This is a genomic window from Streptomyces sp. TRM68367, assembly GCF_014495685.1.
Lineage (GTDB): Bacteria > Actinomycetota > Actinomycetes > Streptomycetales > Streptomycetaceae > Streptomyces.
Genome location: NZ_JACTVI010000095.1, coordinates 1 through 24,002 on the forward strand (window position 1 = coordinate 1; position 24,002 = coordinate 24,002).

Genomic DNA, 24,002 nt, shown 5'->3' on the forward strand with positions numbered 1-24,002 from the left:
GTCAGGCGCGCTCGCCGCGTCAAGCCTCCCACCGCAAGGTAGGGCGGAATCTCCTTCCTGAGCTTGCGAAGGGAGGAGAGCACTTCAAAACGGGCTCAGCAGCGGCAAGTACGCCACCTACCTCGCCGCGGGCTGGGGCCCCGGCTACCTGCAGAGCGTGGCCAAGAAGACGGGCGGGAAGTGGCGTGCCGCCCCGCTGCCGCAGTGGACGGCGGGCGGCAACGACCAAGGCGACTGGGGCGGTTCGACCTTCGCCGTCACCAACCAGACCCAGCACCCCAAGGAGGCCACCGAGGTCGCCCGGGAGCTGTTCGGCACGAACGAGGCCGCGTGGAAGATCGGCATCGACCAGGCCTACCTGTTCCCGCTGGCCAAGCCGATCCTCAACGGCGACTACTTCCGGAACAAGAAGTACGACTTCTTCGGCGGCCAGCAGGTCAACAAGGTCTTCGTGCCCGCGGCGAACGGCATCGACAGCTTCGACTGGAGCCCGTTCCAGGACTACGCCTACAACACGCAGACCAGTGAGGTCGGCAAGGCCATCCAGGGACAGACGCCCTGGTCGTCCGTGGCCGACAACATCCAGCAGCAGGTGACCTCCTACGCGAGCAAGCAGGGCTTCAAGGTCAACAAGTAACCGGCCCGAGTCCTCAAGTCCCCACCGCCCCCGCCGGCGCCCCGCGCGTCGCACGTCCGCCGCCGGCGGGGGGCCGCACGACGCGCAAGGAGATGTGATGAGCCTGCTCCGACAGCAGGGACCGGCGGCGGCCGTGCCCCTGCGCCCACCCGCCACGACAGGCGGCGGCGCCCGAACCGCCGGCCGGAAGGCGGGGCGGGGCACCGGCCGGCTGAGCGCCCGCACCCGCCACAAGGGCATGGGCCTTCTCCTGGTCACCCCGTTCACCCTGCTCTTCCTGGCTTTCCTGGTGGCACCGCTGGCGTACGCCTTCTGGCTGAGCCTGCGGACCTCCACCCTGGTCGGCGGCGACCACTTCAGCTGGTTCGCCAACTACAAACAGGCCTTCACCGACCCGCAGTTCGTGTCCGGCGTGCGCCGTGTGGTGATCTTCGGCCTGGTACAGATCCCGGTGATGCTCGGGCTGGCCCTGCTCGGCGCGCTGATCATCGACGAACTGTCCAGCCGTCTCGCCAAGGTCTTCCGGATGACCCTGTTCATGCCGTACGCCGTGCCCGCGGTGATCGGCGCGCTGATGTGGGGCTTCCTGTACAGCCCGACCTTCGGCCCGGTGAACTCCCTGGCGGGCGCGCTCGGTCTGGGGAAGGTCGACCTGCTCTCGCACGGCCTGATGCTGACCTCGCTCGGCAACATCGTGACCTGGCAGTGGACCGGCTACAACATGATCGTCCTCTACGCGGCGCTGCAGGGCCTGCCCCGCGAGGTCTACGAGGCGGCGAAGCTCGACGGCGCGAGCCAGATCCAGACGGCCCTGCGCATCAAGGTCCCGATGATCTCCTCGGCGCTGGTCCTGACGCTGATGTTCACCATCATCGGCACGCTGCAGTTCTTCACCGAGCCCCGGGTCCTGCAGCCGACCGCGCGCTCGGTGATCACGCCGGACTACACGCCGAACCTCTACGCGTACAACCTGGCGTTCCAGTACTCCGAGTTCAACTACTCCGCGGCCATCTCCTTCTCCCTCGGAGCGGTGGTCTTCATCGGCTCCTACATCTTCCTCTTCCTCACGCGCCGAAGGAGCGGACTGAAGTGACGACCGCCACTGCCACCGCCGTCGCCCGCCCGGCCGCCCGCCGGCGCCCGAGCGCAGCCAAGGGGCGCGTCACCGTCAATGTCGTGATGGTGGCGATGATCCTCTACTTCCTGCTCCCGTTCTGGTGGCTGCTCGTCGCCTCCACCAAGGACAACGACGCGCTGTTCACCACCGCCGCCCTGTGGTTCCGCTCGCCCGGTTCCTTCTTCACCAACCTCCAGCAGCTGTTCACCTACAGCGACGGCGAGTACCTGCGCTGGATGGGCAACACCGCCGTCTACGCGGGCGTCAGCGGCGTCGGTGCCACCGCCGTGGCGACCTGCGCGGGCTACGCCTTCGCCAAGTACCGCTTCCCGGGCCGGAACCTGCTGTTCTCCAGCCTGCTCGGCGCCATCATGGTGCCCGCGACCGCGCTGGCCATCCCCACCTACCTGCTGCTGAGCAAGGTGGCGCTGACCAACACCATGTGGGCGGTCATCCTGCCCTCACTGCTCAACCCGTTCGGCGTCTACCTGGTGCGGGTGTACGTCCAGGAGTCCCTGCCGGACGAGCTGCTGGAGGCGGCCCGGGTCGACGGCGCCGGCGAGCTGCGCGTGCTGTTCTCGGTGGCGCTGCCCACCCTGAAGCCCGCGCTGGTCACCGTGCTGCTCTTCTCCATGGTCGGCACCTGGAACAACTTCTTCCTGCCGCTGGTGATGCTCAACAACGACAAGCTGTTCCCGCTCACCGTCGGCCTGACGTCCTGGTACCAGGGGGCGATGGTCCAGAGCGGCGCCAATGCGCTGTTCAGCCTGGTCGTCGTCGGTTCGCTGGTGGCGGTGCTGCCGCTGATCGTCGCCTTCCTCCTGCTCCAGCGGTACTGGCGCGGCGGTCTGACCGTCGGAAGCCTCAAGTGAGCCCAGCTCCCCCCTCCTCCCCTCCTCTTGCGCACCTCCCGGAGCCCCCTTCATGCTGCACGCCTCCCTGACCGTCGACCCCGCCTTCCGCGTCGCCGACGTCAACCCCAGAACCTTCGGCTCGTTCGTCGAGCACATGGGCCGCTGCGTCTACACCGGCATCTACGAGCCCGGCCACCGGTACGCCGACGAGGACGGCCTGCGCCGTGACGTCCTGGACCTCGTACGCGAGCTGGGCGTGACCACCGTGCGCTACCCAGGCGGCAACTTCGTCTCCGGCTTCCGCTGGGAGGACAGCGTCGGCCCGGTGGAGCAGCGCCCCACCCGGCTGGACCTGGCCTGGCACAGCACGGAGACCAACGCCTTCGGCCTGCACGAGTTCCACCGCTGGGCCCAGCAGGCCGGCGTCGAGCCGATGATGGCCGTCAACCTCGGCACCCGGGGCGTCGCGGAGGCCCTCGACCTGCTGGAGTACTGCAACCACCCCGAGGGCACCGCCCTGTCCGAGCGGCGGCGGGCCAACGGCGCCAAGGAGCCCTTCGGTATCCGCATGTGGTGCCTGGGCAACGAGATGGACGGCCCCTGGCAGACCGGTCACAAGACCGCCGCCGAGTACGGCCGCCTGGCCGCCGAGACCGCCCGCGCCATGCGCATGATCGACCCGAAGCTCGAACTGGTCGCCTGCGGCAGCTCCAGCTCCTCGATGCCGACCTTCGGCTCCTGGGAGGCCACCGTCCTGGAGGAGGCCTACGACCAGGTCGACTACATCTCCTGCCACGCCTACTACGAGGAACTCGACGGCGACCTCGGCAGCTTCCTGGCCTCCGGGGCCGACATGGACCACTTCGTCGAGTCGGTCGTCGCCACCGCCGACCACGTCCGGGCCAAGCTGCGGCAGAAGAAGCGGATCAACCTCTCCTTCGACGAGTGGAACGTCTGGTACAACACCCGTTTCGAGGCGCAGGAGAAGCCGTCCGGCTGGGCCGTGGCGCCCCGGGTCATCGAGGACGAGTACAACGTCGCCGACGCCGTCGTCGTCGGCGGGCTGCTGATCAGCCTGCTGCGCAACAGCGACCGCGTCACCGCCGCCTGCCTCGCCCAGCTCGTCAACGTCATCGCCCCCATCCGCAGCGAGCCCGGCGGCCCGAGCTGGCGGCAGACCACCTTCCACCCCTTCGCCCAGGTGGCCCGGCACGCCCGCGGCACCGTCCTGCGCGTGGCTCCGGTCGCGCCGGTCTACGAGACGAAGAGGTTCGGCGAGGTCCCCGTCGTGGACGCCGTCGCCACACACATCGCGGCGGCGGACGGGGCCGACGAGCTCACCGTCTTCGCGGTCAACCGGCACCAGAGCGAGAACGTCGAACTCGCCCTGGACCTGCGGGCGTTTTCCGGTTACACGCCGGTGGAGCACTCGGTGCTCGGTGACCCGGACATCCGTGCCACCAACACCCAGGACGACCCCGACCGGGTGCGCCCGCACGCCGCCGGCACCGCCTCCGTCACCGACGGCCGCCTCGCGGTGCACCTGCCGGCCGTCTCCTGGAACGTCATCCGGCTGCGCCGCGTCGGCTGACACCTCTCAGACACCCGCCGCTCCCAACCCCTTTTTTCTCCCCAGGGGGGAGCGGCGGGCCAGCACCACCGCACCACCCTCCCCTTCCCGGACATTCCTTGGGAGCCGCCCATGTCCACCACGAGGGAAGGCGCCGCACACCGCGCGCTGCCCCGATCACAGGCGATCACCCTGCTGCTGGCCCTGCTCGCAGCCGCCGTCGCCGTCGTCCTCCCCGCCTCCGGCCAGGCGCACGCCGTCTCGCGCGCCTCCCGGACGATGTACACCCCGCCGTCAAACGCCCCGTCCCCCGGCTCGCTCTACCCGCGGGCGGTCCGCCTGCAGCACAGCGGGTCGGCCAACGGCACCCTGCTCGCCACGTTCGAGCAGTACACCTCGGGCACGCCCGTCTTCCCGATCTACCGCAGCACCGACAACGGCAACACCTGGAGCCAGATCTCCAGCATCAGCGACACCCACAACGGCTACGGCATGCGCTACCAGCCGTTCCTGTACGAACTGCCCACCGCCATCGGCAACTTCCCGGCCGGCACGATCCTGGCCGCCGGCAACTCCATCCCGAGCGACCTGTCGACGACCGAGCTGGACCTGTACGCCAGCACCGACCACGGCACCAGCTGGTCGTACGTCAGCACCATCGCCAAGGGCGGCAAGGCCGACCCCACCAACGGCCAGACCCCGGTCTGGGAGCCGTTCCTGATGGCCTCCGGCGCCAAGCTCATCGTCTACTACTCCGACCAGCGCGACCCCGACCACGGCCAGAAGATCGACCACCAGGTCACCACGGACGGCGTGAACTGGGGCCCGGTCGTCGACGACGTGGCCACTGCGACATACAGCGACCGGCCCGGCATGCCGACCGTCGCGAAGCTGCCCAACGGCAACTACGTGATGACGTACGAGTACTGGGGTGCGCCCGAGGGCGGCTTCGCCGTCTACTACAAGATCTCCGCCGACCCGGAGGCATTCGGCTCCGCCACCGGCCAGGTGCTCAAGGCCACCGACGGCACCATCCCCACCAGCTCGCCGTACATCGTCTGGCTGCCCACCGGCGGGCCGAACGGGACCCTCGCGGTCAGCGCCAACAGCAGCACCGACCTGTTCCTGAACACCGACAACGGTGCGGCGGGCAAGTGGACGCGTATCGCCTCCAACACCCCGGGCGGCTACAGCCGCGGCATGGTCCCGCTCGCCGACGGCCACAGTCTGCTGGTCCTCAGCGGCGGCCACCTGACCAGCACCGGCCTCAACCCCGTCACCTACGGCGCCATCGACCTGGGCGGCGGCATCTCCGACGGCGCCACCTACACCGCGTCGAACGCCAACAGTCATCTGATGCTGACCATCGCGGGCGGTTCCACGACCGACGGCACCTACGCCACCCAGCAGAACGCCGACAACGCCACCGACCAGCAGTGGAGGTTCGTCCAGCAGACGTCCGGCTACTTCAAGATCTTCAACGTGGCCAGCGGCAAGGTGCTGGGTGTGGAGAACGCGTCCACCGCGAACGGCGCCAAGGTCCTCCAGTGGGACGACAACGGCACCCTCGACCACGAGTGGGCCGTCGCCCCGAGCCCGGCGGGCGGCTTCACCGCCGTCAACCGGCTCAGCGGCAAGTACCTGGAGATCCCGGGCGCCTCCACCACCGTCGGCACGGTCGCCGGACAGTGGGACGGCACCGGCTGCGCCTGCCAGCGGTGGAACCTCACCCAGGCCGCCCTGCCGCCCCTGTCCACCGGCCAGTACGTGCTGGTCAACAAGAACAGCGGCAGGTACCTGGAGATACCCAGCGCCTCCACCGCCGTGGGGACGCAGGCCGACCAGTGGCAGAACACCGCCTGCGACTGCCAGCTGTGGACCTTCCAGTCCGCGGGCGGCGGAGCCTGGGCGCTGAAGAACGTCCACAGCGGTCTGTTCCTGGACGTCAGCAACTCCTCCACCTCGGCCGGGGCGGCCGTCGTCCAGAACTCGTCCTCGACCGCCGGTTCACAGAAGTGGACCCTGACCGACGCGGGCGGCGGCTACGTCAAGCTCGTCAACTCCGGCAGCGGCCTGGTGGCCGACGTCTCCGGGGCCTCCACCGCCAACGGCGGACAGGTCATCCAGTGGAGCGACACCGGAGGCAACAACCAGCTCTGGCAGATCGTCCGGGTGAACTGATCCATGTCGGGGCCCGGTTACGCCGGGCCCCCCTTCTCCGTCGTACCCAAGAACGCTTTGCCATTCGTTGACTCGAACGTTAACCGATATACCGAACGAATCGTGGTGAAAGAAATGGGGCCGCTGTGATCGACGAACCCTGCGTTGTCGGCGTCGACTTCGGAACCTTGTCCGGCCGTGCCGTCGTCGTCCGCGTCCGCGACGGCGTGGAACTCGCGTCCGCGGAGCACACCTACTCCCACGCCGTCCTCGACCGGCTGCTGCCCGGCGGCACCCGGCTGCCCCCCGACTGGGCCCTCCAGGTCCCGTCCGACTACACCGACGTACTGCGCCACGCCGTACCGGAGGCCCTCGCCCACGCCGGGGTCTCACCGGACCAAGTGATCGGCGTCGGCACCGACTTCACCGCCTGTACGGTCCTGCCGGTCCTCGCCGACGGCACGCCCCTGTGCGAACTCCCCGAATACGCCGACCGCCCGCACGCCTACGCCAAGCTGTGGCGGCACCACGCCGCCCAGGGCCAGGCCGACCGGATCAACGCGCTGGCCGCCGAGCGCAAGGAGCCATGGCTGGAGCGGTACGGCGGAAAGATCTCCTCGGAGTGGGAGTTCGCCAAGGCGCTGCAGATCCTGGAGGAGGACCCGGAGATCTACCACCGCACCGAGCGGTGGCTGGAGGCGGCCGACTGGATCGTGTGGCGGCTGTGCGGGACGTACGTCCGCAACGCCTGCACCGCGGGCTACAAGGGCCAGTACCAGGACGGGGCCTACCCCTCCCGCGACTATCTCGCCGCTCTGCACCCGGAATTCGCCGGGTTCGTCACCGACAAGCTGGACCAGCCGATCGCCCAACTGGGCGCCGAGGCAGGGAGGCTGACGGCCGAGGCCGCTGCCTGGACCGGGCTGCCGGAGGGCATCGCGGTCTGCGTCGGCAATGTCGACGCGCATGTCACCGCCCCGGCGGCAGCGGCGGTGGAACCGGGCCAGATGGTCGCCATCATGGGCACCTCCACCTGCCATGTGATGAGCTCCGACCAGCACGCGTCGGTACCCGGCATGTGCGGTGTCGTCGACGGCGGGATCCTGCCGGGGCTGTGGGGTTACGAGGCCGGGCAGAGCGGCGTCGGCGACATCTTCGCCTGGTGCGTACGCACCGGCTTCCCCGCCGAGTACGCCGAGCGGGCCGCGGCCGCCGGCCAGACCCCGCACGAGTACCTCACCGCCCTCGCCGCCGAGCAGAAGGTCGGCGAGCACGGGCTGCTCGCGCTGGACTGGCACAGCGGCAACCGTTCCGTCCTGGTCGACCACGATCTCAGCGGACTGCTGGTCGGCCAGACGCTGTCCACGCGCCCCGAGGACGTCTACCGCGCCCTGCTGGAGGCCACCGCCTTCGGCACCCGCACCATCATCGACGCCTTCGAGGCCGCCGCCGTACCGGTGAAGGAACTGATCATCGCGGGCGGCCTGACGAAGAACGCCCTGCTCATGCAGATCTACGCCGACGTCACCCGCCGCCCGCTGAGCATCATCGGCTCCGCCCAGGGCCCCGCGCTCGGCGCCGCGATGCACGCCGCGGTCGCCGCCGGGGCGTACCCCGACATCCGCGCCGCCGCCCACGCCATGGGCAAGGTCCGGCGCGGGGCCTACCTGCCCGACCCCGAGCGCGCCGCGGCCTACGAGCGCCTCTACACGGAGTACCGGGTGCTGCACGACTACTTCGGCCGCGGCGTCAACGACGTCATGCACCGCCTGCGCCGCATCCGCGCAGAAGCCTCCGCCTGAGCCGCACCAGCTGTGAAAGGAACCCCCGCCATGACGACTTCCGCAACGCCCCACGACGGCCAGGAGATCTGGTTTCTCACCGGCAGCCAGCACCTGTACGGCGAGGAGACCCTGGCCCAGGTCGCCCACCAGTCCCGGCAGATCGCCGAACGCCTCGACGCGGCGGACGGGATACCCCTGCGGATCGTGTGGAAGCCGGTCCTCACCGACGCCGAGTCGATCCGCCGGCTGTGCCTGGACGCCACCGCATCCGACACCTGTGTCGGCGTGATCGTGTGGATGCACACGTTCTCCCCGGCGAAGATGTGGATCGCCGGACTGAGCGCGCTCGACCGGCCCGTGCTGCACCTGCACACGCAGTACAACCTGTCGCTGCCCTGGTCGAGCATCGACATGCACTTCATGAACCTCAACCAGGCCGCCCACGGTGACCGCGAGTTCGCCCACGTCGAGGCACGCGTCGGCGTCAACCGGAAGATCGTCGCCGGGCACGCCACGGACCCGCGGGTCGTGGGGCGCGTCGCGGCCTGGACCCGGGCCGCCGCCGGCCGCCACGCGGCCCGCACCCTGCGCCTGGCCCGCTTCGGCGACAACATGCGCGAGGTCGCGGTCACCGAGGGCGACAAGGTGGAGGCACAGCTGCGGTTCGGCTTCTCCGTGAACACGTACGGCGTCAACGACCTGGTGGCCGTCGTCGACGCGGTCGAGGACAAGGAGGCCGCCGAACTCGCCGCCGAGTACGTCGAGTCGTACGACGTGGTCCCGTCCCTGCGTCCCGACGGCATCCGCCACGACTCCCTGCTGTACGCGGCCCGCCTGGAGCTGGGCCTGCGCACCTTCCTCACCGAGGGCGGCTTCACCGCCTTCACCACCAACTTCGAGGACCTCGGCGGCCTGCGCCAGCTGCCGGGCCTCGCCGTCCAGCGGCTGATGGCGGACGGGTACGGCTTCGGCGGGGAGGGCGACTGGAAGACCTCGGCCCTGCTGCGCACGATGAAGGTCATGGGCGCCGGGCGCCCCGGCGGCACCACCTTCATGGAGGACTACACCTACCACCTCGGCCCGGGCACCCCCCGCGTCCTCGGCGCCCACATGCTGGAGGTCTGCCCCTCGGTGGCCGCCGACCGCCCCAGCTGCGAGATCCACCCCCTCTCCATCGGCGGCCGTGAGGACCCGGTCCGCCTCGTCTTCGACGCCGCCCCCGGCCCCGCCCTCGTCGTCGGCCTGTCCGACCTGGGCGATCGCTTCCGGCTGACCGCGAACGCCGTGGACGTCATGGCGCCGAGCCAGCCGCTGCCCCACCTGCCGGTGGCCAGGGCCGTGTGGAAGCCGCGCCCCTCGCTGGCGGAGTCGGCCGAGACCTGGCTGCTCGCCGGCGCCCCACACCACACCGTGCTCAGCTCGGCCGTCGACACCGAGACCCTCACGGACTTCGCCGCGATGACCGGCGTCGAGCTGCTGACCATCGACGAGCACACCAGCACCGAGCAGTTCGCCAAGGAAATCCGCTGGAACGCCGCCTACCACCGGCTCGCCCAGGCCCTGTGACGAAGGAGACCACGATGACCACAGCTGTCCGGGAGGGCCTGCGCCAGGAGGTACTGGAGGCGAACCTCGCCATCCCCAAGGCCGGCCTGGCGACGCTGACCTGGGGGAACGTGAGCGGCGTCGACCGCGAGGCGGGGGTGTTCGTCATCAAGCCCTCCGGAGTCCCCTACGAGGACCTCACCCTCGACGACCTGGTGACGGTCCGCCTGTCCGACGGCGCCGTCGTCGACGGCGACCTGCGCCCCTCCACCGACACCGAGACCCACCGCTGCCTGTACCTCGCGTTCCCCTCCGTCGGCGGCGTGACCCACACCCACTCCACGCACGCCGTCGCCTTCGCCCAGGCGCGCCGGGACATCCCCGTCCTCGGCACCACCCACGCCGACACCTTCAACGGCCCCGTCCCCGTCACCCGCGACCTCACCGAGGAGGAGTGCGCGAAGGACTACGAGTACAACACCGGCCGCGTCGTCGTGGACCTGCTCGACCTCGACGATCAGCGGGCCGTCGAGGTCCCCGCCGCCCTCGTCGCCGGCCACGGCCCCTTCACCTGGGGCGCCACCGCCCGCACGTCCCTGGAACACGCGATCATCTGCGAGGCCGTCGCCGGCATCGCCCTCCACACCATGTCCCTGTCACCGACGGCTCCACCGCCGCGCCACCTGCTGGAGCGTCACTACACCCGCAAGCACGGCCCTGACGCCTACTACGGCAATCCGGAGCCGGCACGGCCGTGAGGAGCGCGGCCCGGTCCGCTGATCCGCCGGGGGTTTTCAACTGCTGGCCCTCGAAGTCGGGTAAGTGAGCGTAACCATGTATGAGTGAGTGTCGTTGGCAGAGCGTGAATCTCACGGAATGGGCGAAGACGCAGGGTGTGCATCCGCAGACCGCGTATCGCTGGTTCCGTGAGGGGACGCTGCCGGTACCGGCCCAGCGGGTCGGCCCGCGCACGATCCTCGTGAACGTGGGGGCCGACGCCGCGCCCGAGGCAATCGGCGGGCTGGGCCTGTATGCCCGCGTCTCCTCTCACGATCAGAAGGACGATCTGGAGCGCCAGGTCGCCCGGCTTGCCCGGTGGGCTGCCACCGCAGGTCACCGGGTGGTGCGGGTGGAGTGTGAAATCGCCTCCGGCATGAACGGCGCCCGTTCCAAGGCCAAGCGGCTGCTTGCCGATCCGGCCGTGCAGGCGGTGGTGGTGGAGCACAAGGACCGCCTCGGTCGGATGAACGTCGAACTGGTCGAGGCCGCCCTGTCCGCGGGCGGGCGCCGCCTGGTCGTGCTGGACGATGGTGAGGTCGAGGACGACCTGGTGCGGGACATGGTGGGGGTGCTGACCTCGTTCTGTGCCCGCCTGTACGGGCGCCGGTCGGCGAAGAACCGTGCCCGCAAGGCGCTTCAGGCCGCCGAGCATGGCTGACCAGCGCAGGCCGCTGCGGCAGATTGCCCGGCCGTTCGTCGCCGACGGCCCGAGGGGTGTCAGCATCCGCGACCGCCTCAAGCAACTGACGGCCGAGGACGAGAAGGTGTTGCGCCTGGTCGGCGCGCACCTGGGCATGCTGGCCTCGCGTGATCTGGCCCGCAGGTGCCGTGACGGCCTGAAGCACTCCACCGACACGTGGGCAGGGCGCAAACGCGACCTGACGGCGTTGTCGTCCTCCCGCTGGGCCGGTTCGATCACGTCCAGCACGCACGACCAGTGGGGCCTGTCCCGGCGTGCGCAGCACGCGCACCTGCAATCCCTGGAAGCCGGTATCCGCATGATCCGACACCGGCTGTCCCTGCCCGTCGGTCAGAAGGGCAGCCGGGGCAAGCCCGGCGGCTACGGTTCCTCGCACGAGTGGTTTAACAAGTCCCGGCGCCTGGCGATCCTCGAAGAACGGTACGAACAGGTCACGGCCGAACGCGACGCCGGACAAGTGTCGATCACACGCGGGGGCCGCCGACTGCTGGGCACTCGTCACAACCTCACCGCCGCGAACCTGACCGAGGCGCAGTGGCGGGCACAGTGGGAGGCGGCTCGGTGGTTCCTGACCGCTGACGGCGAGTCCGGCAAAACGTTCGGGAACGAGACGATCCGCGTCAGCCCCGACGGCAAGATCAGCATCAAGCTGCCCGCCCCCCTCGCCGAGCACGCAAACGCGAAGCACGGCCGGTACGTGCTGGCTGCGAAGGTCGCCTTCCGGCTCCGGGGCGACGAATGGCGAGACCGGATCGAAGCGAACCGGGCCGTGGCCTACCGCATCCACCTGGACACCGCCCGGGGCCGCTGGTACCTCGACGCCTCCTGGAGGCGCAAAGACCTCCCCGTCGTGCCACTGGCCACACTGCGCGCGGACGGCGTGATCGCCGTAGACACTAACGCCGACCACCTCGCCGCATGGCGCCTCGACGAACACGGCAACCCCATCGGCACCCCCCGCCGCTTCGACTACCAGCTCACCGGCAGCGCTTCGCACCGCGACGCCCAGCTCCGCCACGCCCTCACCCGCCTCCTGCACTGGGCCAAGCAGACCGGCGTGCAGGCCATCGCGATCGAAGACCTCGACTTCACCGACTCCACCACCCGCGAGAAACACGGCCGACACAAGCGATTCAGGCAGCTCATCTCCGGCATCCCCACCGGCCGCCTGCGCGCACGACTGCTGTCCATGTGCGCGGAAGTCGGCATCGGCGTGATCGCCGTCGATCCCGCGTACACCAGCGTCTGGGGCGCCCAGCACTGGCTAGCCCCCCTCACGAGCAAAACCCACAAGACCAGCCGACACGCCGCCGCCTCGGTGGCCATCGGCAGGCGCGCCCTCGGATACCGGATCAGGCGACGGACGACACCGCCCCGTGCACACCAGAGCGATGTGCACGGGCATCGGACCGCCCAGGCCCGACCCAGCGACCAAGGGAGCGAGGAAAACCGCCCCCGCATCCCCGGACCACGGACACGATCCGTGCGCGCCGGACGCGGAGCGAACGCGGTGGACCAGAACACCCAAGACCGTTCGGGGTATTCGGCTGAGCACGAATTCTGGCAACAGGACTCGCTCCCGCTCAGTCTCTAGGAACGGTTCAGACGCGCAGATACGCCAGGACCGCCAGCACGCGCCGGTGGTCGTCGGGCGCAGCCGGAGGGAGGTCGAGCTTCATGAGGATGCTCGCGATGTGCTTGGCGACGGCGGCCTCCGTGACGACGAGCCGGCGGGCGATCGCCGCGTTGGAGCGGCCCTCGGCCATGAGGGCGAGGACCTCGCGCTCGCGGGGGGTGAGCCGGTCCAGCGGGTCGCGGCGGCGGGCGAGAAGCTGCCGTACGACGTCCGGGTCGACGACCGTGGCGCCACCGGCGACGCGGGCGACGGCGTCGGCGAACTCCTCGACGTCCCCGATGCGTTCCTTGAGCAGGTAGCCCATCCGACGAACCGACCGGCGCGTTGGACACCCGGGCCTCGCGGGCGGTGCTGGGGCTGCTGCGGGAACTGGTGGACAGCCATGGCCAGACGGTCGGCATGGTGACCCACGACCCGGCCGCGGCGGCGTACGCGGACCGGGTGCTGCTGCTGGCCGACGGACGGCTCGCGGACCAGCTCCCGGGCGCCGACGGCGCCGAGGCGATCGCGGCGCGGACGGCCGCCCTGGAGGTACGGCCGTCGTCCACTCGCCCAACAGGCTGCGTGTCTGCGCCCTGCTCGACACCGTGGGCGAGGCTTCGCGGTCCTCCAGGAGCAACTCGGCCTGTCGGCCTCCGTGTTGAGCAAGCACGCCGGAGCGCTGATCGAGGCCGGTTACGTCGAGCAGCGCAAGGCCGTACGCGACACCCGGCAACGCGTCTGGCTGCGCCTGACCCCGCACGGACGCAAGGCGTACCACGGCCACCTCGCGGCACTACGGGCGATCGTCGGGCAGTAGGCACCCACCGGGCCCTTGGCCCAGGCGGAAAGGTCGCCGTTTCCCGCCGCCACGGTCAGAGTTGACCGAAGAGCGGAAGGAGCGCCGCGATCCGGCGCCGGTGGAGCGAAGGAGTCTCGCGATGAGCAAGGTTGTGCTGGACGTGTCGGTGTCCCTGGACGGGTTCTCGGCCGGACCGAATGTCAGGGCGCAGGAGCCGATGGGGGACGGCGGCGAGCGGCTGCACGAGTGGATGGCCGGGAACGGGCCGGACGGCGGGGCGGACATCGGCGTCCGCCGGGAGGTGGACGCGTCGGTGGGGGCCACCGTCATCGGACGCCGCACCTTCGACCTCGGCCTGGGCCCGTGGGGCGGCACCCCGTGGCCCGGCGTCCCGAGCTTCGTGGTCACTCACCGGACCAGGGAGGACCTCCGCGGCGACAACGGCGGAACGTTCGCCTTCGACGGCCTGGAGTCCGCAGCGCGACGCGCCAAGGACGCCGCGGGACACAAGGACGTCCTGGTGCTGGGCGCGGAGGTCGCCCGGCAACTGCTCAGGGCGGGCCTGCTCGACGAGGTGCACCTCCACCTCGTCCCCCTGCTGATGGGGGAGGGCACACCGCTGTTCGCCGGGGAGCAGGCCGACCTGATTCCGGAAGGCGAAGCTGTCACCGGCTCCGTGACCCACCTGCGCTACCGCATCCGCAAGCCCTGACGCCCCGTCTCACGCCTCCGGAGTCGGCGTGACCGGGCCGGCGCCGGCGTCGTGGCAGGTGAAGCCGAGCCGGGTCAGCGCCCGGCGCATCTCGCCCGTGGTGAAGTCGCGGCGGTTCTGCCTGGTGATCACTTCCCCGACCTGCATCACGGGGTAGGCGCGGCCGCCGATGGTCACCGCCAGGCCGGTGACAGGTTCGGGCGTGATGCCGCTCATCGACTGCTCGACCTCACTCTTGACCAGGTCGAAGGGGAACCGGGCGATGACACAGCGCATGGATGCCTCCACAGAGCTGGGGGAGAAACACCTTCAGGGGCCGACCGCGCGACGGCGGTCAGTAGGCGTGCTCGTCGATCACGGGGGAGACGTCCAGGGGCCGTACCCGCATGGCGGCTTCCGCCTAGCTGAATACGGCCACGGACGAGGTGAACGGTCCGCGGTCGAGCGGGATGTCCCGCAGCCGCGTCCGGTCGCTGTACCACGAGCTTCCGCGGTGCGCGGAGAGCTGGGCCCGGGTGACCAGTGCCGCGGCAGGCAATGTTTGCCCGTCAAGGAGCGGTGTCCGGTGCGTGCCCTCGGCGTCCCGGTGCCTGGGTTATTGGGAGTTCCTCGGGGTGGAGCGACGGGTTCGGGTGGTGTTGGCCCGTCCGCTTCGGCCACGGCCGCCGGTCCGTCCCCCCGGACCGCGGCGAGCGGATCCCGTGCGTTCGCTCTGCTCGGCGGCCGGTTCCGGGAGGGTGACGGGCACGCCGGAGGGGGCGCGGGCGCCGGTGATGCGCTGCAGTTCGGCCTCGCCCGGGCGGATCCGGGCGGTACTCGCCGTGATGCCGGCGTCGGCCATCAAGCGGTCCATCGCCCGACGCTGGTGCGGCAGGACGAGGGTGACGACGGTGCCGGACTCGCCGGCGCGGGCGGTACGGCCGCCGCGGTGCAGGTAGTCCTTGTGGTCGCCGGGAGGATCGACGTTCACGACGAGGTCCAGGTTGTCGATGTGGATCCCGCGGGCGGCGACGTTGGTCGCCACCAGCACCGTGACGTGGCCGTCCTTGAACCGGGCGAGCGTCTTGTTGCGCTGCGGCTGGGACTTGCCGCCGTGCAGGGCCGAGGCACGCACCCCGACGGACAGCAGGTGCTTGGCCAGCCGGTCCACCGCGTGCTTGGTGTCCAGGAACATGATCACTCGCCCGTCACGGGCGGCGATCTCGGTCGCGGCGGTGTGCTTGTCGGCGTCGTGCACGTGCAGCAGATGGTGCTCCATGGTGCTGACGGCACCCGCGGACGGGTCGACCGAGTGGACCACGGGATCGTGCAGATAGCGGCGTACGAGGAGGTCGATGTTGCGGTCCAGGGTGGCCGAGAACAGCAACCGCTGGCCGCCGGCACCGACTTGGTCGAGCAGCGCGGTCACCTGCGGCATGAAGCCCATGTCGGCCATCTGGTCGGCCTCGTCCAGGACGGTGACGGCGACCTGGTCCAGCCGGCAGTCACCCCGTTCGATGAGGTCCTTCAGGCGGCCGGGTGTCGCCACGACGACCTCGGCGCCGGCGCGCAGCGCACTCGCCTGGCGGCCGATCCCCATGCCGCCCACCACGGTGGCGAGCCGCAGCCGCAGGGCGCGGGCGTAGGGGGCGAGCGCGTCGGTGACCTGCTGGGCCAGTTCACGAGTGGGGACCAGGACGAGGGCGAGCGGCTGCCGGGGCTGGGCCCGCTGCCCGTCCAGCCGGGCCAGCACGGCCAGGCCGAAGGCGAGCGTCTTGCCCGAGCCGGTGCGCCCGCGGCCCAGCACGTCCCGTCCGGCCAGCGCGTTCGGCAGCGTGGCCGCCTGGATCGGGAAGGGCACGGTCACGCCCTCGGCGCCGAGCGCGGCCAGCAGACGCGGGGGCAACGCGAGTTCGGCGAACGTCTCGACCGCCGGCAGCGGTTCGGTGAGGGTGACCGGCAGGGCGAACTCCTGCGGGCGTGCGGTGGAGCGGGCTCCTGTGCCGTTCTTTCGTCCGGTGGCCGGACGAGGGTTCTGCCGGCCTGTCTCCTGCGCGCGGAAGCGGCTGCCGCGCGCGGAGCCTGCCGAGCGCTGGGAGCTTCGGTCCGTGCGGAAGCGACCGGAACTGCCGCCGGTACGGCGGGTGCGGTTCATGGAGGAACCTTCCTCGATGCGGCGCATCGAGGAATTCCGCGCAGCGGCAGAGAGCGCCCACGGATTTACAAGGATGAGCCGAAGGGAATGCGAAAACCCGGGCCTCTCGGCGCTGAAGCCGGGGCGGTCAAGAATCCGGGATACCCGGGATACCCGGGAAAGAAATGAGCTGGGGCCCGCACCCCTAGAGCGCGGGCCCCAGCCACATGTAGCGCGTCAGCGTCAGGCGGGAACGATGTTCTCGGCCTGCGGGCCCTTCTGGCCCTGCGTGACGTCGAAGGTAACCTTCTGGCCTTCCTGAAGCTCGCGGAAGCCGGAGGTGGCGATGTTCGAGTAGTGGGCGAACACGTCAGCGCCGCCGCCGTCCTGCTCGATGAAGCCGAAGCCCTTTTCCGCGTTGAACCACTTCACGGTGCCAGATGCCATATTGAATCTCCCTTGGGGGGCAGTGCCGGATTCCGCACTTTACGGATCCGAGTCGCCGCGATGATCACCCCTCCGGAAAGATCCGGAAAGTTTTGCAAAGAAACAAGTCTCTGGTAACCAAAACTGCAACTGCTATCACGCTAACACAGGTCGGGTGGCTGCCCCAGACGTTTTCGGGATCGTCCGGGAATTCTCATCCCGCGGCTGCCCGCATTTCTGTACCGGCGGGACTAGGTATCCGCGCCCTGTTCGTCCAGCTTCCTGCGCATGTCCTGGTTCCGGCGCAGGGCGTCGTCGAGCTGGTCCTCGAGCGAGATGATGCGGCACGCGGCCTCGATGGGGGTGCCCTGGTCGACGAGTTCACGGGCGCGGGCGGCGATGCGCAACTGGCGGCGGGAGTACCGGCGGTGGCCGCCTTCCGACCGCAGGGGAGCGATCAGCTCGGCCTCGCCGATGGCCCGGAGGAAGGCGGGCGTGGTGCCGAGCACGTCGGCGGCCCGCCCCATGGTGTAAGCGGGGTAGTCGTCGTCGTCGAGGTTCCCGGCGACGGGGGCGTTCTCAGCGGGCATAGCACCTTCGTTTCGGGGATGCGGCGAGGGATCCGGGCTGCGCGGCACCCGTGCTCCGCACGGCTCGGCACCCCCTGCCCTCTGCGCCAACCCTAACTGCGGCAGGCGCGGACATGTGGACTCGCCGTGACAGATTTTCGGCCGTCACCGCACTTTCAGTGATCAGCGCACGGGACGGCGGCGAACGCGCCGGAAGCCCACCACCGCGACGAAGGCCACATCCGCCACGAAGAGCACGACACCGACGGCCAGCAGCCAGCCCAGGCCGTCCGCCGCCGCGCCGACGATGCCCAGGGCGACGGCCACCAGCAGAAGCAGCAGAAACGTCACCAGCAACCCGACCACCTCCCAGCGGTCAGCGGCGCGCGAGTTGACGTTCGCCGTGGACGCCCGGCCGGTACGCGATGTCGTAGTAGCGGAAGACCGTCTCCTCGCGCTCGGCGGGCAGTACGTCGTCCGTCCCCATGGAAGGCGCCTTCCGCACCTTCCCCCTGGCATGGGAGACCCTGACGTAGCCGGGCCCCAGGACCACCTCGTCGAGCGGGACGAAGACCAGGCGGTGCCGGGTGGGCAGCCCCGTACGGACCGTGGCCATGGCCGGTTCGTCCGTGGCCGTGTCCACGTAGACGGCCTCGAGCACGCCGATCTTCCGCCCCTTGGGGTCGACCACGTCGTGGTCGCGCCACTCCCGGACATCGGCCGCGCGGATCATGCCTGCTCCGTGTCCACGCTGCCGGCGGAGTGGAGGGGCCCGGCACCGGTGTCGACGAGGATCCGCTCGGCCCCCTTGAGATTGTCGGCGCGCACCGCCTGCGCCATCGCTGCCCGCGCCGCGTCGGGCGGCGTGTCCGGCGGTACGACGAGCAGGGAGAAGAGGTCCCGGTCGCCTCGGGTGACCAGGACGGTGTCGTCGCCCACGGCCGACGCGTCGATGTGCACCACCCGGCCGTCGACCACCAGGCGCGTCGGCAGTCCGTTCCAGGCGACGGAGTCCAGGCCGACCCGGGAGAGGGGCCCGAGCCGTTCGGTCAGCGCGCTGATCAGCCCGGGCAGCTCGACCGCGACATCACGGGAGCGCGGCCACCACGCGCCGTCGAGGACTCCCTGGCGGTCATGTGTCGTCTCCAGCCGCAGGAGGGCCGTCCCGGGACGTACGGACTCGTGGACGCCGTCCGCGAGGACTCCTGTGTCGGGCGGGGGATCGGTGCGAGGCACTGTGCTCACCTGCCTGCGTGATTACGGCGGCGGCTCGTCGTCGCCGGTCGGCTCGGAGCCGGCTGACGGGGAGGCCGGGAGAAGATCTCCTGGCGCCTTGCGATGCACGGCACCAGACCACGCGACCTAATCGGGCGCTCATAGTGCAAGGACCCCTTACTCGTCCCACGCTACTCCTGCGGCCGGCCGTCAGCCGGGCTCGTCGGTGTGCGTGCGCCGGGCCTGGGACCGGCTGCTGTCCAGCCAGGGCGACGGCGCGGGCGGGGCGTCGGCGGCGTGGCGCGCGTCGACCGTCAGGTGGAGCAGGGTGCCGCGCCCGTCCGGGCCCGTGGGATAGCTGCGGGGTTCGTCGCAGAGGAACACGTGGCGCAGGACGAGGGCGACCCGCTGGGCGACGTCGGGATCCGTCGCGATGATGCGTACCTCGGCGAGTCCCTCATCCGCGGGCGGGCTCTCCCGGAGTTCGGGGGCGCCGTCGAGGTCGTCGTGGTGGCCGGAACTCACATGCACGGACGCCACCGCTCTCCTCTGCCGTCGGCCCCCCCGGACACGTCCACCGTACTCCCGGGCTGCCCTGGCCGGAGGGCGCGGGAGTACCGTGAAAGTGCCGAGGGTTCCTCGTGCGCCCGCTGCCACGCGGTGCCGTTCTCGGCGAACGACGACGCCGGGCCGGCCCGTCCCGACCCGGGGCAGGATTCGCCTCATGACCGTGATCGTGCCCGGCCGGAGCGGCCGCCAGGGCCCGTCGCCCCAGGAGGGAGAGCGCATCCGCCCGCTGTCCCGATGGCAGATCGAGGGCCGGCTGCAGGAACTCGGTGACCTGTACGCGGAGACCTCCGGAGGCGATCCGCAGGCGTGGGACCAGGACCGCGAGTTGTTCCTGCGCCGACTCGCCGTCGAGGTGCAGCGACCGGGCTTCGCCCTGCTGGTCGCGGAGCGGAGCGTGCTCCGGGAACTGGCCGGAGCGGGCGCGACCACCGGCGCCAGGGACACCACCCGCCGCGGGGAAGGCGTCGTACTGACGGGCTGCGCCTACGGCTTTCCGGTGCGCGGGCACGGGCCCCGGTGGCGAGATCTGGACGGATATCTCCCGCGGGATCTGCTCCGGCTCGCCGCCTCCGGGAGGCTCTTCGCGATCTCCGGGCTCGTGGTCCACTCCCGGGTGCGCACCGAGAACCAGGGCCGTGACTGGAACCTCGCCCGCCGTCTGCAGCGCCGCCTGCTCGCCGACCGCACCGCCGGCCTCGCCGGCCATCCCGCCGTGCTCGGCGTCACGCTGGTGGCCCGCGGGGACACCGAGACCCTCCGGACACTGCGCTCCTGGGGCTGGCGCACCGTCCCGGCCGGCCCTCGGAACACCCCCGTTCCGGCCCCGTGCCGCGCCCTGCTCATCGGGCCGTGACGGCGCTCGGAGCCGCCGGACCCGGAGCCCCTGTCGGCCGCCACAAGGTGCTCCGGGCACCTGTGACCTGCGCATACCTGTGCCGCCCATGCGCAGAGGCGGCAGAAGTCCGGCTGGGGTTCCCCAGCCGGACTGCCGGATCGCCTCAGCTGACGTAGCCGGACACGTCCGCGATCACGTTGGTGGTGCTGTTGGTGTAGAAGTCCACCTTGCCGTCGGAGCCGACCGGCGCCATCACCTGGTTCGCGATGGTCTTCCCCTGCACCCAGTTCAGGTTGGAGGCCGTCGGACGGCTGGTGCCGTCTGCCCAGGCGGTGAGGTAGCCGGTGCCGGTGGTGCCGGTGACGGTGACGGTCAGGACGACGGCCTTGACGCCGGTCGGAAGGCCGTCGGCACCGGCGATCTGCAGGGCCAGGGTCCTGCCGGAGCCGAGCGCCGTCGTCTTCCTGGTGTCCAGCAGGCGCTGCGGGGTCACCGTCTTGAAGGTCGCGCCGGTCGTGGAGAAGTAGCCGGATACGTCGGCGATCACGTGGCTGGTGCTGCGGACGAAGATGCTGATGTTGCCGTCACTGCCGATCGGCACGACGGCCAGGTTCGGAATGGTGGTCCCGGTGGCCGACCAGTTGACGTTGGAGGCGGTCGGGCGGGTGGCGCCCTCCGGGTAGGCCTCCAGGTAGCCGCCGCCGACGGTCTGGGTCGCCGTCAGGTTGAGCACCACGGAGGTGGCCCCGCTCGGCACGCCCCCACGGCCGCGGACCTTGAGGCTGATCGCCCTGTTGGAGATCTTGCTGGTGGTCGAGATGCCGATCGCGTGACGCGTGTCCAGCAGACGGGCCGGCGTCAGCGCCGAGTACCGGGCGCCGGAGGTGCCACTGGTGTAGTAGCCCTGGACATCGGCGATCACGTGGGTGGCGCTGCTGGTCGAGAGGTCCACCACGCCGTCACCGGCCACCTTGACCGTTGCCGAGGCGGCGATGGTCTGGCCGGCGCCGTGCCAGTTGAGGCTGCTGGTGGACGGCTTGGCGGTGCCGTCGGCCCAGGCGGTGAGGTAGCCGGTGCCGGTGGTACCGGTCACCGTGAGGTTGAGCACGACCGCGGTGACACCACTGCTGGGTATCCCCGCGACGCCCTCGACCTTGACCGGGGCTGTGCCGCCGGCGACCAGAGGCTTCGTCGAGGGGACGGAACTGAGGCCCCAACCGGTGCCGTTACGTGTGTCCAGCACGCGCTTGGGACTGGCAAGGGGATGGAACGTGGAGGCTCCCGTGGCGGCCGTGCCCTTGGGGGCGCACAGCGCGGCGGTCAGGCCGGCCTCCCTGGGTGCCCCCAGGCCGGTGACCTCGTCGTAGCCCGCAACCGCCGTGTAGCCGGTGGCGAACACGGCGTTGTTGCCGCTGGTGACGTCCCAGAAGTCGCCCGGGTAGTTGCCGCGTCCCGCCCTGTACAGGGCGTTGTTGAGGAAGCCGGCCCGGCCGTTGGTCTGGCAGGCGGAGGTGGCGTTGGCCTGGGCGATGGCGGCGGCCCAGGTCGGGGCCGCGCCGCTGGTTCCGCCGATGATGGCGGGGAGGGGGCCGGAGGACTGGCTGTTGTCCGAGTAGTAGATCGGGTAGCCGGTGCTCGGGTCGGCCAGGGCCGCGACGTCCGGGACGGCGCGCTTGCTCGTGGTGGCGATGCCGCCCTGGTAGACGGTGGGCTGCCAGCGCGCCGAGACGCCGCCACCGCTGCCGCCGCCGTCGGAGTTCCAGGCCTGCTGCGTGGCGGTGCTGCCCGAGCCGGTCATCGTGGTGCCGCCGACGCCGGTGACGTAGGGCTGGCTCGCGGGATCGTCGACGGCGGCGGAGGAGGAGCCGGTCGCGGGTTCGCAGTCACTGGAACCGCTGTCGCCCGAGGCGGCGACGACGCTCTGGCCCTGTGCGGCGGCTTCCGCGAAGACCGTGTTCTCGGCGCTCGCGGTCGCGCCGCTCTCGACCGGCTCGCACACACCCCAGCTGGTGGAGATGACCTGTGCCTGGTCGTCGGTGACCATCTTCTGGTAGCCGTCGAGCACGTTCTGGTCGGTCGCGGACGAGGCGTCCACGCCCTGGTAGTCGATGATGCTCGCGCCCGGCACCAGACCGATCAGATCCTCGATGTCGAGTGCCGACTCCACACCGACCGGCTGGCCGTCGACGGTGCTGCCGGCCGGGGCACCCGCCCCTTGTGCCGTGTCGACGTACACATGGGAGACCGAGGTGTTGGTACCCACACAGGACTGGTACGCGGCGATGCTGGCCGGGTCGACGTTCTCCATCTCGAACACGGCCACCGTCTGCCCCGAACCGGCGGTTGCGGAGCTCGTCATGCCGTAGGTGCCGGCCAGTTTGCCGGGGCTGTAGTAGTCGGTGCCGTCGGAGAGGCCCGAACCGGTGAAGTCGGCGCAGAGCCCCGGGCTGTACGTCCGGGGGGCCACCGCGTGCGGGCTGCGGCCGGCGACCGAGCCGGTCTCGCTCATGCGCCGTACGGCCGTGTGGTGGCTGGTGATGGTGTCGACGTTGCTCAGGCCGACGATCCCGGTCACCGAAGCCGCCACGTCGGCGGGCAGCGCCGGGGCCGAGGAGTTGAGATAGTCGACCGTGCCGTCCTTGAGCCGGACGTTCTTGAATCCGGTGCCGAAGGCGTGGGACGCCCGCGCGACGGTGGCGGTGACCGGGATGGAGAGGCCGTCGGGACTGACCTTGCCCGGAGCGAGACCGGCCGCCTTCAGCGCCTGCGAGACCTCGGCGATGGTGGCCCGGGTGGGACCGAAGGCCGAGGCGAACTGCCCCTTGGCCAGGTACCGGTGATACAGCGGATCACCCGGGGTGGACACCGCCTTGACGAAGTCGGTCAGCGCCCGCGGGTCACGCGGAGCGAGATACACGCCGAGGTGCAGCGTGGTCCCCGACGCGGTGGCGCCGACGACGGTCGCGCCGGCCGGGACGCGTGGGGCGGTGCCTATGCGCCTGAGTACGCCCGACCCTGCCGTGGCGCTTGCGCCGGCCGCGGTGGCGGAGCCGGCGGCCGCGACGCAGAGAGCGACGGCTGCCGTGGAGGCCAACACCCCCCTGACTCTCGTACTGATCCTGCCCCCCACCGGTCTGAGACGTCCCGTCGCGGTCTGAACTCTCTTGCTCATGCAGTTCCTTCAAGACTGAGGCACCGTCATCGCGAGTGAGCATCGATGCCCTGATTCTCACTCTGACCTGCGGGCTTGTCCGCACGACGGCATGTGCACGAACTATCCCGCTCGTTCTGAGGCCTGCGCATCACCACGAGGCCGATCTTGGCCTGCCTCCGGCAGAAACCTTGCGACTCCTTTGACATCGCCTCTGGGCCCGCAAGCGGGATCACCGAAGGGACCACCGGTGCGGCCGAGCAATTCATCGACTTCCGCCTGGTCCGGGGCCCGGTGCCGCAGGTGACCGAATCCTTCGCGCTCAGCGGGCTTGGGGCGGGCGAGTTGGTGGCCCCCTGTCGCTCGGCCGTGACCAGCGCGGCAAGCCTCGCGCCGCGCAACTCCTGGTGATGCCGGTCGAGGAGGGCGCGGACCTCCGGGTCGCCGTTCTCGGCGCCGGTGTGCGCGTTGGAGACCATGCAGCCCCAGCGGGCGTACTCACCCGAGCACCGTGCCTCGATCAGTCCGGCGAAGAAGCACGCGGCGCCCGCCTGGTGGCCGTCTCCCCGCAGATCCCCGACGAGTCCCCCACCCTGGCCGAGAAGCACGGCCTCGCCTTCGACGTCCTCAGCGACCTCGGCTCGGACACCGCCAAGCAGTACGGAATCGCCTTCGACCTCCAGCGCGTCAACGCCGGCCACCCGCGCACGCTCCCGCTGCCCGCCACGTATGTCCTCGACAGCGAGGGCGTGATCCGCTGGGCCTTCGTCACCACCGACTACACCACCCGCGCCGAACCGGCCGACATCCTCGCCGCGCTCGACGGGCTGGCCTGAGCCACCTGGGA

Annotated in this window: 22 protein-coding genes and 3 pseudogenes; 15 read left to right on the top strand and 10 right to left on the bottom strand. The window is 70.7% G+C overall.

Annotated elements, in window-relative coordinates; translation table 11 throughout:
• Positions 1–157: 157 nt before the first annotated feature.
• The 10 genes from H8R17_RS36660 to H8R17_RS36705 all read left to right on the top strand — a co-directional run bounded on the left by H8R17_RS36660 (position 158) and on the right by H8R17_RS36705 (position 12,741).
• Complete coding sequence (locus H8R17_RS36660; protein WP_187827530.1) at positions 158–637, top strand: hypothetical protein; 480 nt, start codon at positions 158–160, stop codon at positions 635–637.
• 97 nt (positions 638–734) lie between these two features.
• Positions 735–1,730 carry a carbohydrate ABC transporter permease gene (locus H8R17_RS36665; protein WP_187827531.1) on the top strand — a complete coding sequence of 332 codons (996 nt, stop codon included), beginning with the start codon at positions 735–737 and terminating at the stop codon, positions 1,728–1,730.
• Entirely contained in the window at positions 1,727–2,626 is a 900-nt protein-coding gene (locus tag H8R17_RS36670) for a carbohydrate ABC transporter permease (RefSeq protein WP_316959635.1), read from the top strand. The genes H8R17_RS36665 and H8R17_RS36670 overlap by 4 nt, the downstream gene beginning before the upstream one ends.
• 52 nt (positions 2,627–2,678) lie before the next feature.
• Positions 2,679–4,199: an alpha-N-arabinofuranosidase gene (locus tag H8R17_RS36675; RefSeq protein ID WP_187827532.1), complete on the top strand. Its 1,521-nt coding sequence runs from the start codon at positions 2,679–2,681 to the stop codon at positions 4,197–4,199.
• A 111-nt stretch (positions 4,200–4,310) separates the two neighbouring features.
• Positions 4,311–6,359 (top strand): RICIN domain-containing protein, encoded by a 2,049-nt coding sequence (locus H8R17_RS36680; protein WP_187827533.1) that lies wholly within the window; start codon positions 4,311–4,313, stop codon positions 6,357–6,359.
• A 125-nt stretch (positions 6,360–6,484) separates the two neighbouring features.
• Positions 6,485–8,140, top strand: coding sequence for a ribulokinase (araB, locus tag H8R17_RS36685; protein WP_187827534.1), 1,656 nt, complete (start codon positions 6,485–6,487; stop codon positions 8,138–8,140).
• A gap of 30 nt (positions 8,141–8,170) precedes the next feature.
• Positions 8,171–9,688, top strand: a complete 1,518-nt coding sequence (araA, locus tag H8R17_RS36690; RefSeq protein WP_187827535.1) for an L-arabinose isomerase — start codon at positions 8,171–8,173, stop codon at positions 9,686–9,688.
• A 14-nt stretch (positions 9,689–9,702) separates the two neighbouring features.
• Positions 9,703–10,425: an L-ribulose-5-phosphate 4-epimerase AraD gene (gene araD / locus H8R17_RS36695; RefSeq protein WP_187827536.1), complete on the top strand. Its 723-nt coding sequence runs from the start codon at positions 9,703–9,705 to the stop codon at positions 10,423–10,425.
• Between the two features lie 104 nt (positions 10,426–10,529).
• Positions 10,530–11,105 (top strand): IS607 family transposase, encoded by a 576-nt coding sequence (locus H8R17_RS36700; protein WP_187827552.1) that lies wholly within the window; start codon positions 10,530–10,532, stop codon positions 11,103–11,105.
• Positions 11,098–12,741, top strand: a complete 1,644-nt coding sequence (locus H8R17_RS36705; RefSeq protein ID WP_187827537.1) for a transposase — start codon at positions 11,098–11,100, stop codon at positions 12,739–12,741. The genes H8R17_RS36700 and H8R17_RS36705 overlap by 8 nt, the downstream gene beginning before the upstream one ends.
• 7 nt (positions 12,742–12,748) lie before the next feature.
• Here the strand turns inward: H8R17_RS36705 and H8R17_RS36710 are convergent.
• Positions 12,749–13,087: pseudogene (locus tag H8R17_RS36710) on the bottom strand (response regulator transcription factor); the annotation flags it as partial.
• Here H8R17_RS36710 and H8R17_RS47815 point away from each other — a divergent pair.
• The 3 genes and pseudogenes from H8R17_RS47815 to H8R17_RS36720 form a co-directional block, all read left to right on the top strand.
• Positions 13,087–13,323: pseudogene (locus H8R17_RS47815) on the top strand (ABC transporter ATP-binding protein); the annotation flags it as partial. The pseudogenes H8R17_RS36710 and H8R17_RS47815 sit on opposite strands and share 1 nt — an antisense overlap.
• A 100-nt stretch (positions 13,324–13,423) precedes the next feature.
• Positions 13,424–13,582 carry a transcriptional regulator gene (locus tag H8R17_RS36715; RefSeq protein ID WP_262505795.1) on the top strand — a complete coding sequence of 53 codons (159 nt, stop codon included), beginning with the start codon at positions 13,424–13,426 and terminating at the stop codon, positions 13,580–13,582.
• A gap of 121 nt (positions 13,583–13,703) precedes the next feature.
• Positions 13,704–14,276: a dihydrofolate reductase family protein gene (locus H8R17_RS36720; protein ID WP_187827538.1), complete on the top strand. Its 573-nt coding sequence runs from the start codon at positions 13,704–13,706 to the stop codon at positions 14,274–14,276.
• Between the two features lie 9 nt (positions 14,277–14,285).
• Here the strand turns inward: H8R17_RS36720 and H8R17_RS36725 are convergent, their stop codons facing one another.
• The 8 genes from H8R17_RS36725 to H8R17_RS48945 all read right to left on the bottom strand — a co-directional run bounded on the left by H8R17_RS36725 (position 14,286) and on the right by H8R17_RS48945 (position 19,139).
• Positions 14,286–14,552, bottom strand: coding sequence for an SCO5918 family protein (locus H8R17_RS36725; protein WP_187827539.1), 267 nt, complete (start codon positions 14,550–14,552; stop codon positions 14,286–14,288).
• A gap of 319 nt (positions 14,553–14,871) precedes the next feature.
• The gene (locus tag H8R17_RS36730; RefSeq protein WP_187827540.1) at positions 14,872–16,410 is read right to left on the bottom strand and encodes a DEAD/DEAH box helicase; all 1,539 of its coding nucleotides are present in this window, start codon (positions 16,408–16,410) and stop codon (positions 14,872–14,874) included.
• 222 nt (positions 16,411–16,632) lie between these two features.
• Positions 16,633–16,836 carry a cold-shock protein gene (locus H8R17_RS36735; protein WP_007383480.1) on the bottom strand — a complete coding sequence of 68 codons (204 nt, stop codon included), beginning with the start codon at positions 16,834–16,836 and terminating at the stop codon, positions 16,633–16,635.
• 230 nt (positions 16,837–17,066) lie between these two features.
• Positions 17,067–17,405 (bottom strand): helix-turn-helix domain-containing protein, encoded by a 339-nt coding sequence (locus H8R17_RS36740; protein ID WP_187827541.1) that lies wholly within the window; start codon positions 17,403–17,405, stop codon positions 17,067–17,069.
• Positions 17,406–17,567: 162 nt separating this feature from the next.
• On the bottom strand, positions 17,568–17,741 hold the full coding sequence (locus H8R17_RS36745; protein WP_187827556.1) for a hypothetical protein: 174 nt from the start codon (positions 17,739–17,741) through the stop codon (positions 17,568–17,570).
• Between the two features lie 19 nt (positions 17,742–17,760).
• Positions 17,761–18,117 carry a PRC-barrel domain-containing protein gene (locus H8R17_RS36750; RefSeq protein WP_187827542.1) on the bottom strand — a complete coding sequence of 119 codons (357 nt, stop codon included), beginning with the start codon at positions 18,115–18,117 and terminating at the stop codon, positions 17,761–17,763.
• Complete coding sequence (locus tag H8R17_RS36755) at positions 18,114–18,620, bottom strand: DUF5994 family protein (protein ID WP_187827553.1); 507 nt, start codon at positions 18,618–18,620, stop codon at positions 18,114–18,116. The genes H8R17_RS36750 and H8R17_RS36755 overlap by 4 nt, the downstream gene beginning before the upstream one ends.
• 189 nt (positions 18,621–18,809) lie before the next feature.
• Positions 18,810–19,139: a hypothetical protein gene (locus H8R17_RS48945; RefSeq protein WP_316959636.1), complete on the bottom strand. Its 330-nt coding sequence runs from the start codon at positions 19,137–19,139 to the stop codon at positions 18,810–18,812.
• 184 nt (positions 19,140–19,323) lie between these two features.
• Between H8R17_RS48945 and H8R17_RS36765 the strand changes: the two genes are divergently transcribed.
• Positions 19,324–20,022, top strand: a complete 699-nt coding sequence (locus H8R17_RS36765; protein WP_187827543.1) for a hypothetical protein — start codon at positions 19,324–19,326, stop codon at positions 20,020–20,022.
• A 145-nt stretch (positions 20,023–20,167) separates the two neighbouring features.
• On the opposite strand, the gene H8R17_RS36770 is transcribed toward H8R17_RS36765, so the two are convergent.
• Positions 20,168–23,101 (bottom strand): protease pro-enzyme activation domain-containing protein, encoded by a 2,934-nt coding sequence (locus tag H8R17_RS36770; RefSeq protein ID WP_187827544.1) that lies wholly within the window; start codon positions 23,099–23,101, stop codon positions 20,168–20,170.
• Positions 23,102–23,691: 590 nt separating this feature from the next.
• Between H8R17_RS36770 and H8R17_RS36775 the strand changes: the two are divergent.
• Positions 23,692–23,991, top strand: a pseudogene (locus H8R17_RS36775) (peroxiredoxin family protein); the annotation flags it as partial.
• Positions 23,992–24,002 lie beyond the last annotated feature (11 nt).

What these genes read in the sequence shown, in the direction of transcription:
- araA (WP_187827535.1), top strand. Translation starts at nt 8,171, where the DNA reads ATGACGACTTCCGCAACGCCCCACGACGGCCAGGAGATCTGGTTTCTC.
- H8R17_RS36765 (WP_187827543.1), top strand. Translation starts at nt 19,324, where the DNA reads ATGACCGTGATCGTGCCCGGCCGGAGCGGCCGCCAGGGCCCGTCGCCC.
- H8R17_RS36725 (WP_187827539.1), bottom strand. Translation starts at nt 14,552, where the DNA reads ATGCGCTGTGTCATCGCCCGGTTCCCCTTCGACCTGGTCAAGAGTGAG.
- H8R17_RS36705 (WP_187827537.1), top strand. Translation starts at nt 11,098, where the DNA reads ATGGCTGACCAGCGCAGGCCGCTGCGGCAGATTGCCCGGCCGTTCGTC.
- H8R17_RS36665 (WP_187827531.1), top strand. Translation starts at nt 735, where the DNA reads ATGAGCCTGCTCCGACAGCAGGGACCGGCGGCGGCCGTGCCCCTGCGC.
- H8R17_RS36720 (WP_187827538.1), top strand. Translation starts at nt 13,704, where the DNA reads ATGAGCAAGGTTGTGCTGGACGTGTCGGTGTCCCTGGACGGGTTCTCG.
- H8R17_RS36735 (WP_007383480.1), bottom strand. Translation starts at nt 16,836, where the DNA reads ATGGCATCTGGCACCGTGAAGTGGTTCAACGCGGAAAAGGGCTTCGGC.
- H8R17_RS36740 (WP_187827541.1), bottom strand. Translation starts at nt 17,405, where the DNA reads ATGCCCGCTGAGAACGCCCCCGTCGCCGGGAACCTCGACGACGACGAC.
- H8R17_RS36680 (WP_187827533.1), top strand. Translation starts at nt 4,311, where the DNA reads ATGTCCACCACGAGGGAAGGCGCCGCACACCGCGCGCTGCCCCGATCA.
- H8R17_RS36750 (WP_187827542.1), bottom strand. Translation starts at nt 18,117, where the DNA reads ATGATCCGCGCGGCCGATGTCCGGGAGTGGCGCGACCACGACGTGGTC.
- H8R17_RS36730 (WP_187827540.1), bottom strand. Translation starts at nt 16,410, where the DNA reads ATGAACCGCACCCGCCGTACCGGCGGCAGTTCCGGTCGCTTCCGCACG.
- H8R17_RS36675 (WP_187827532.1), top strand. Translation starts at nt 2,679, where the DNA reads ATGCTGCACGCCTCCCTGACCGTCGACCCCGCCTTCCGCGTCGCCGAC.
- araD (WP_187827536.1), top strand. Translation starts at nt 9,703, where the DNA reads ATGACCACAGCTGTCCGGGAGGGCCTGCGCCAGGAGGTACTGGAGGCG.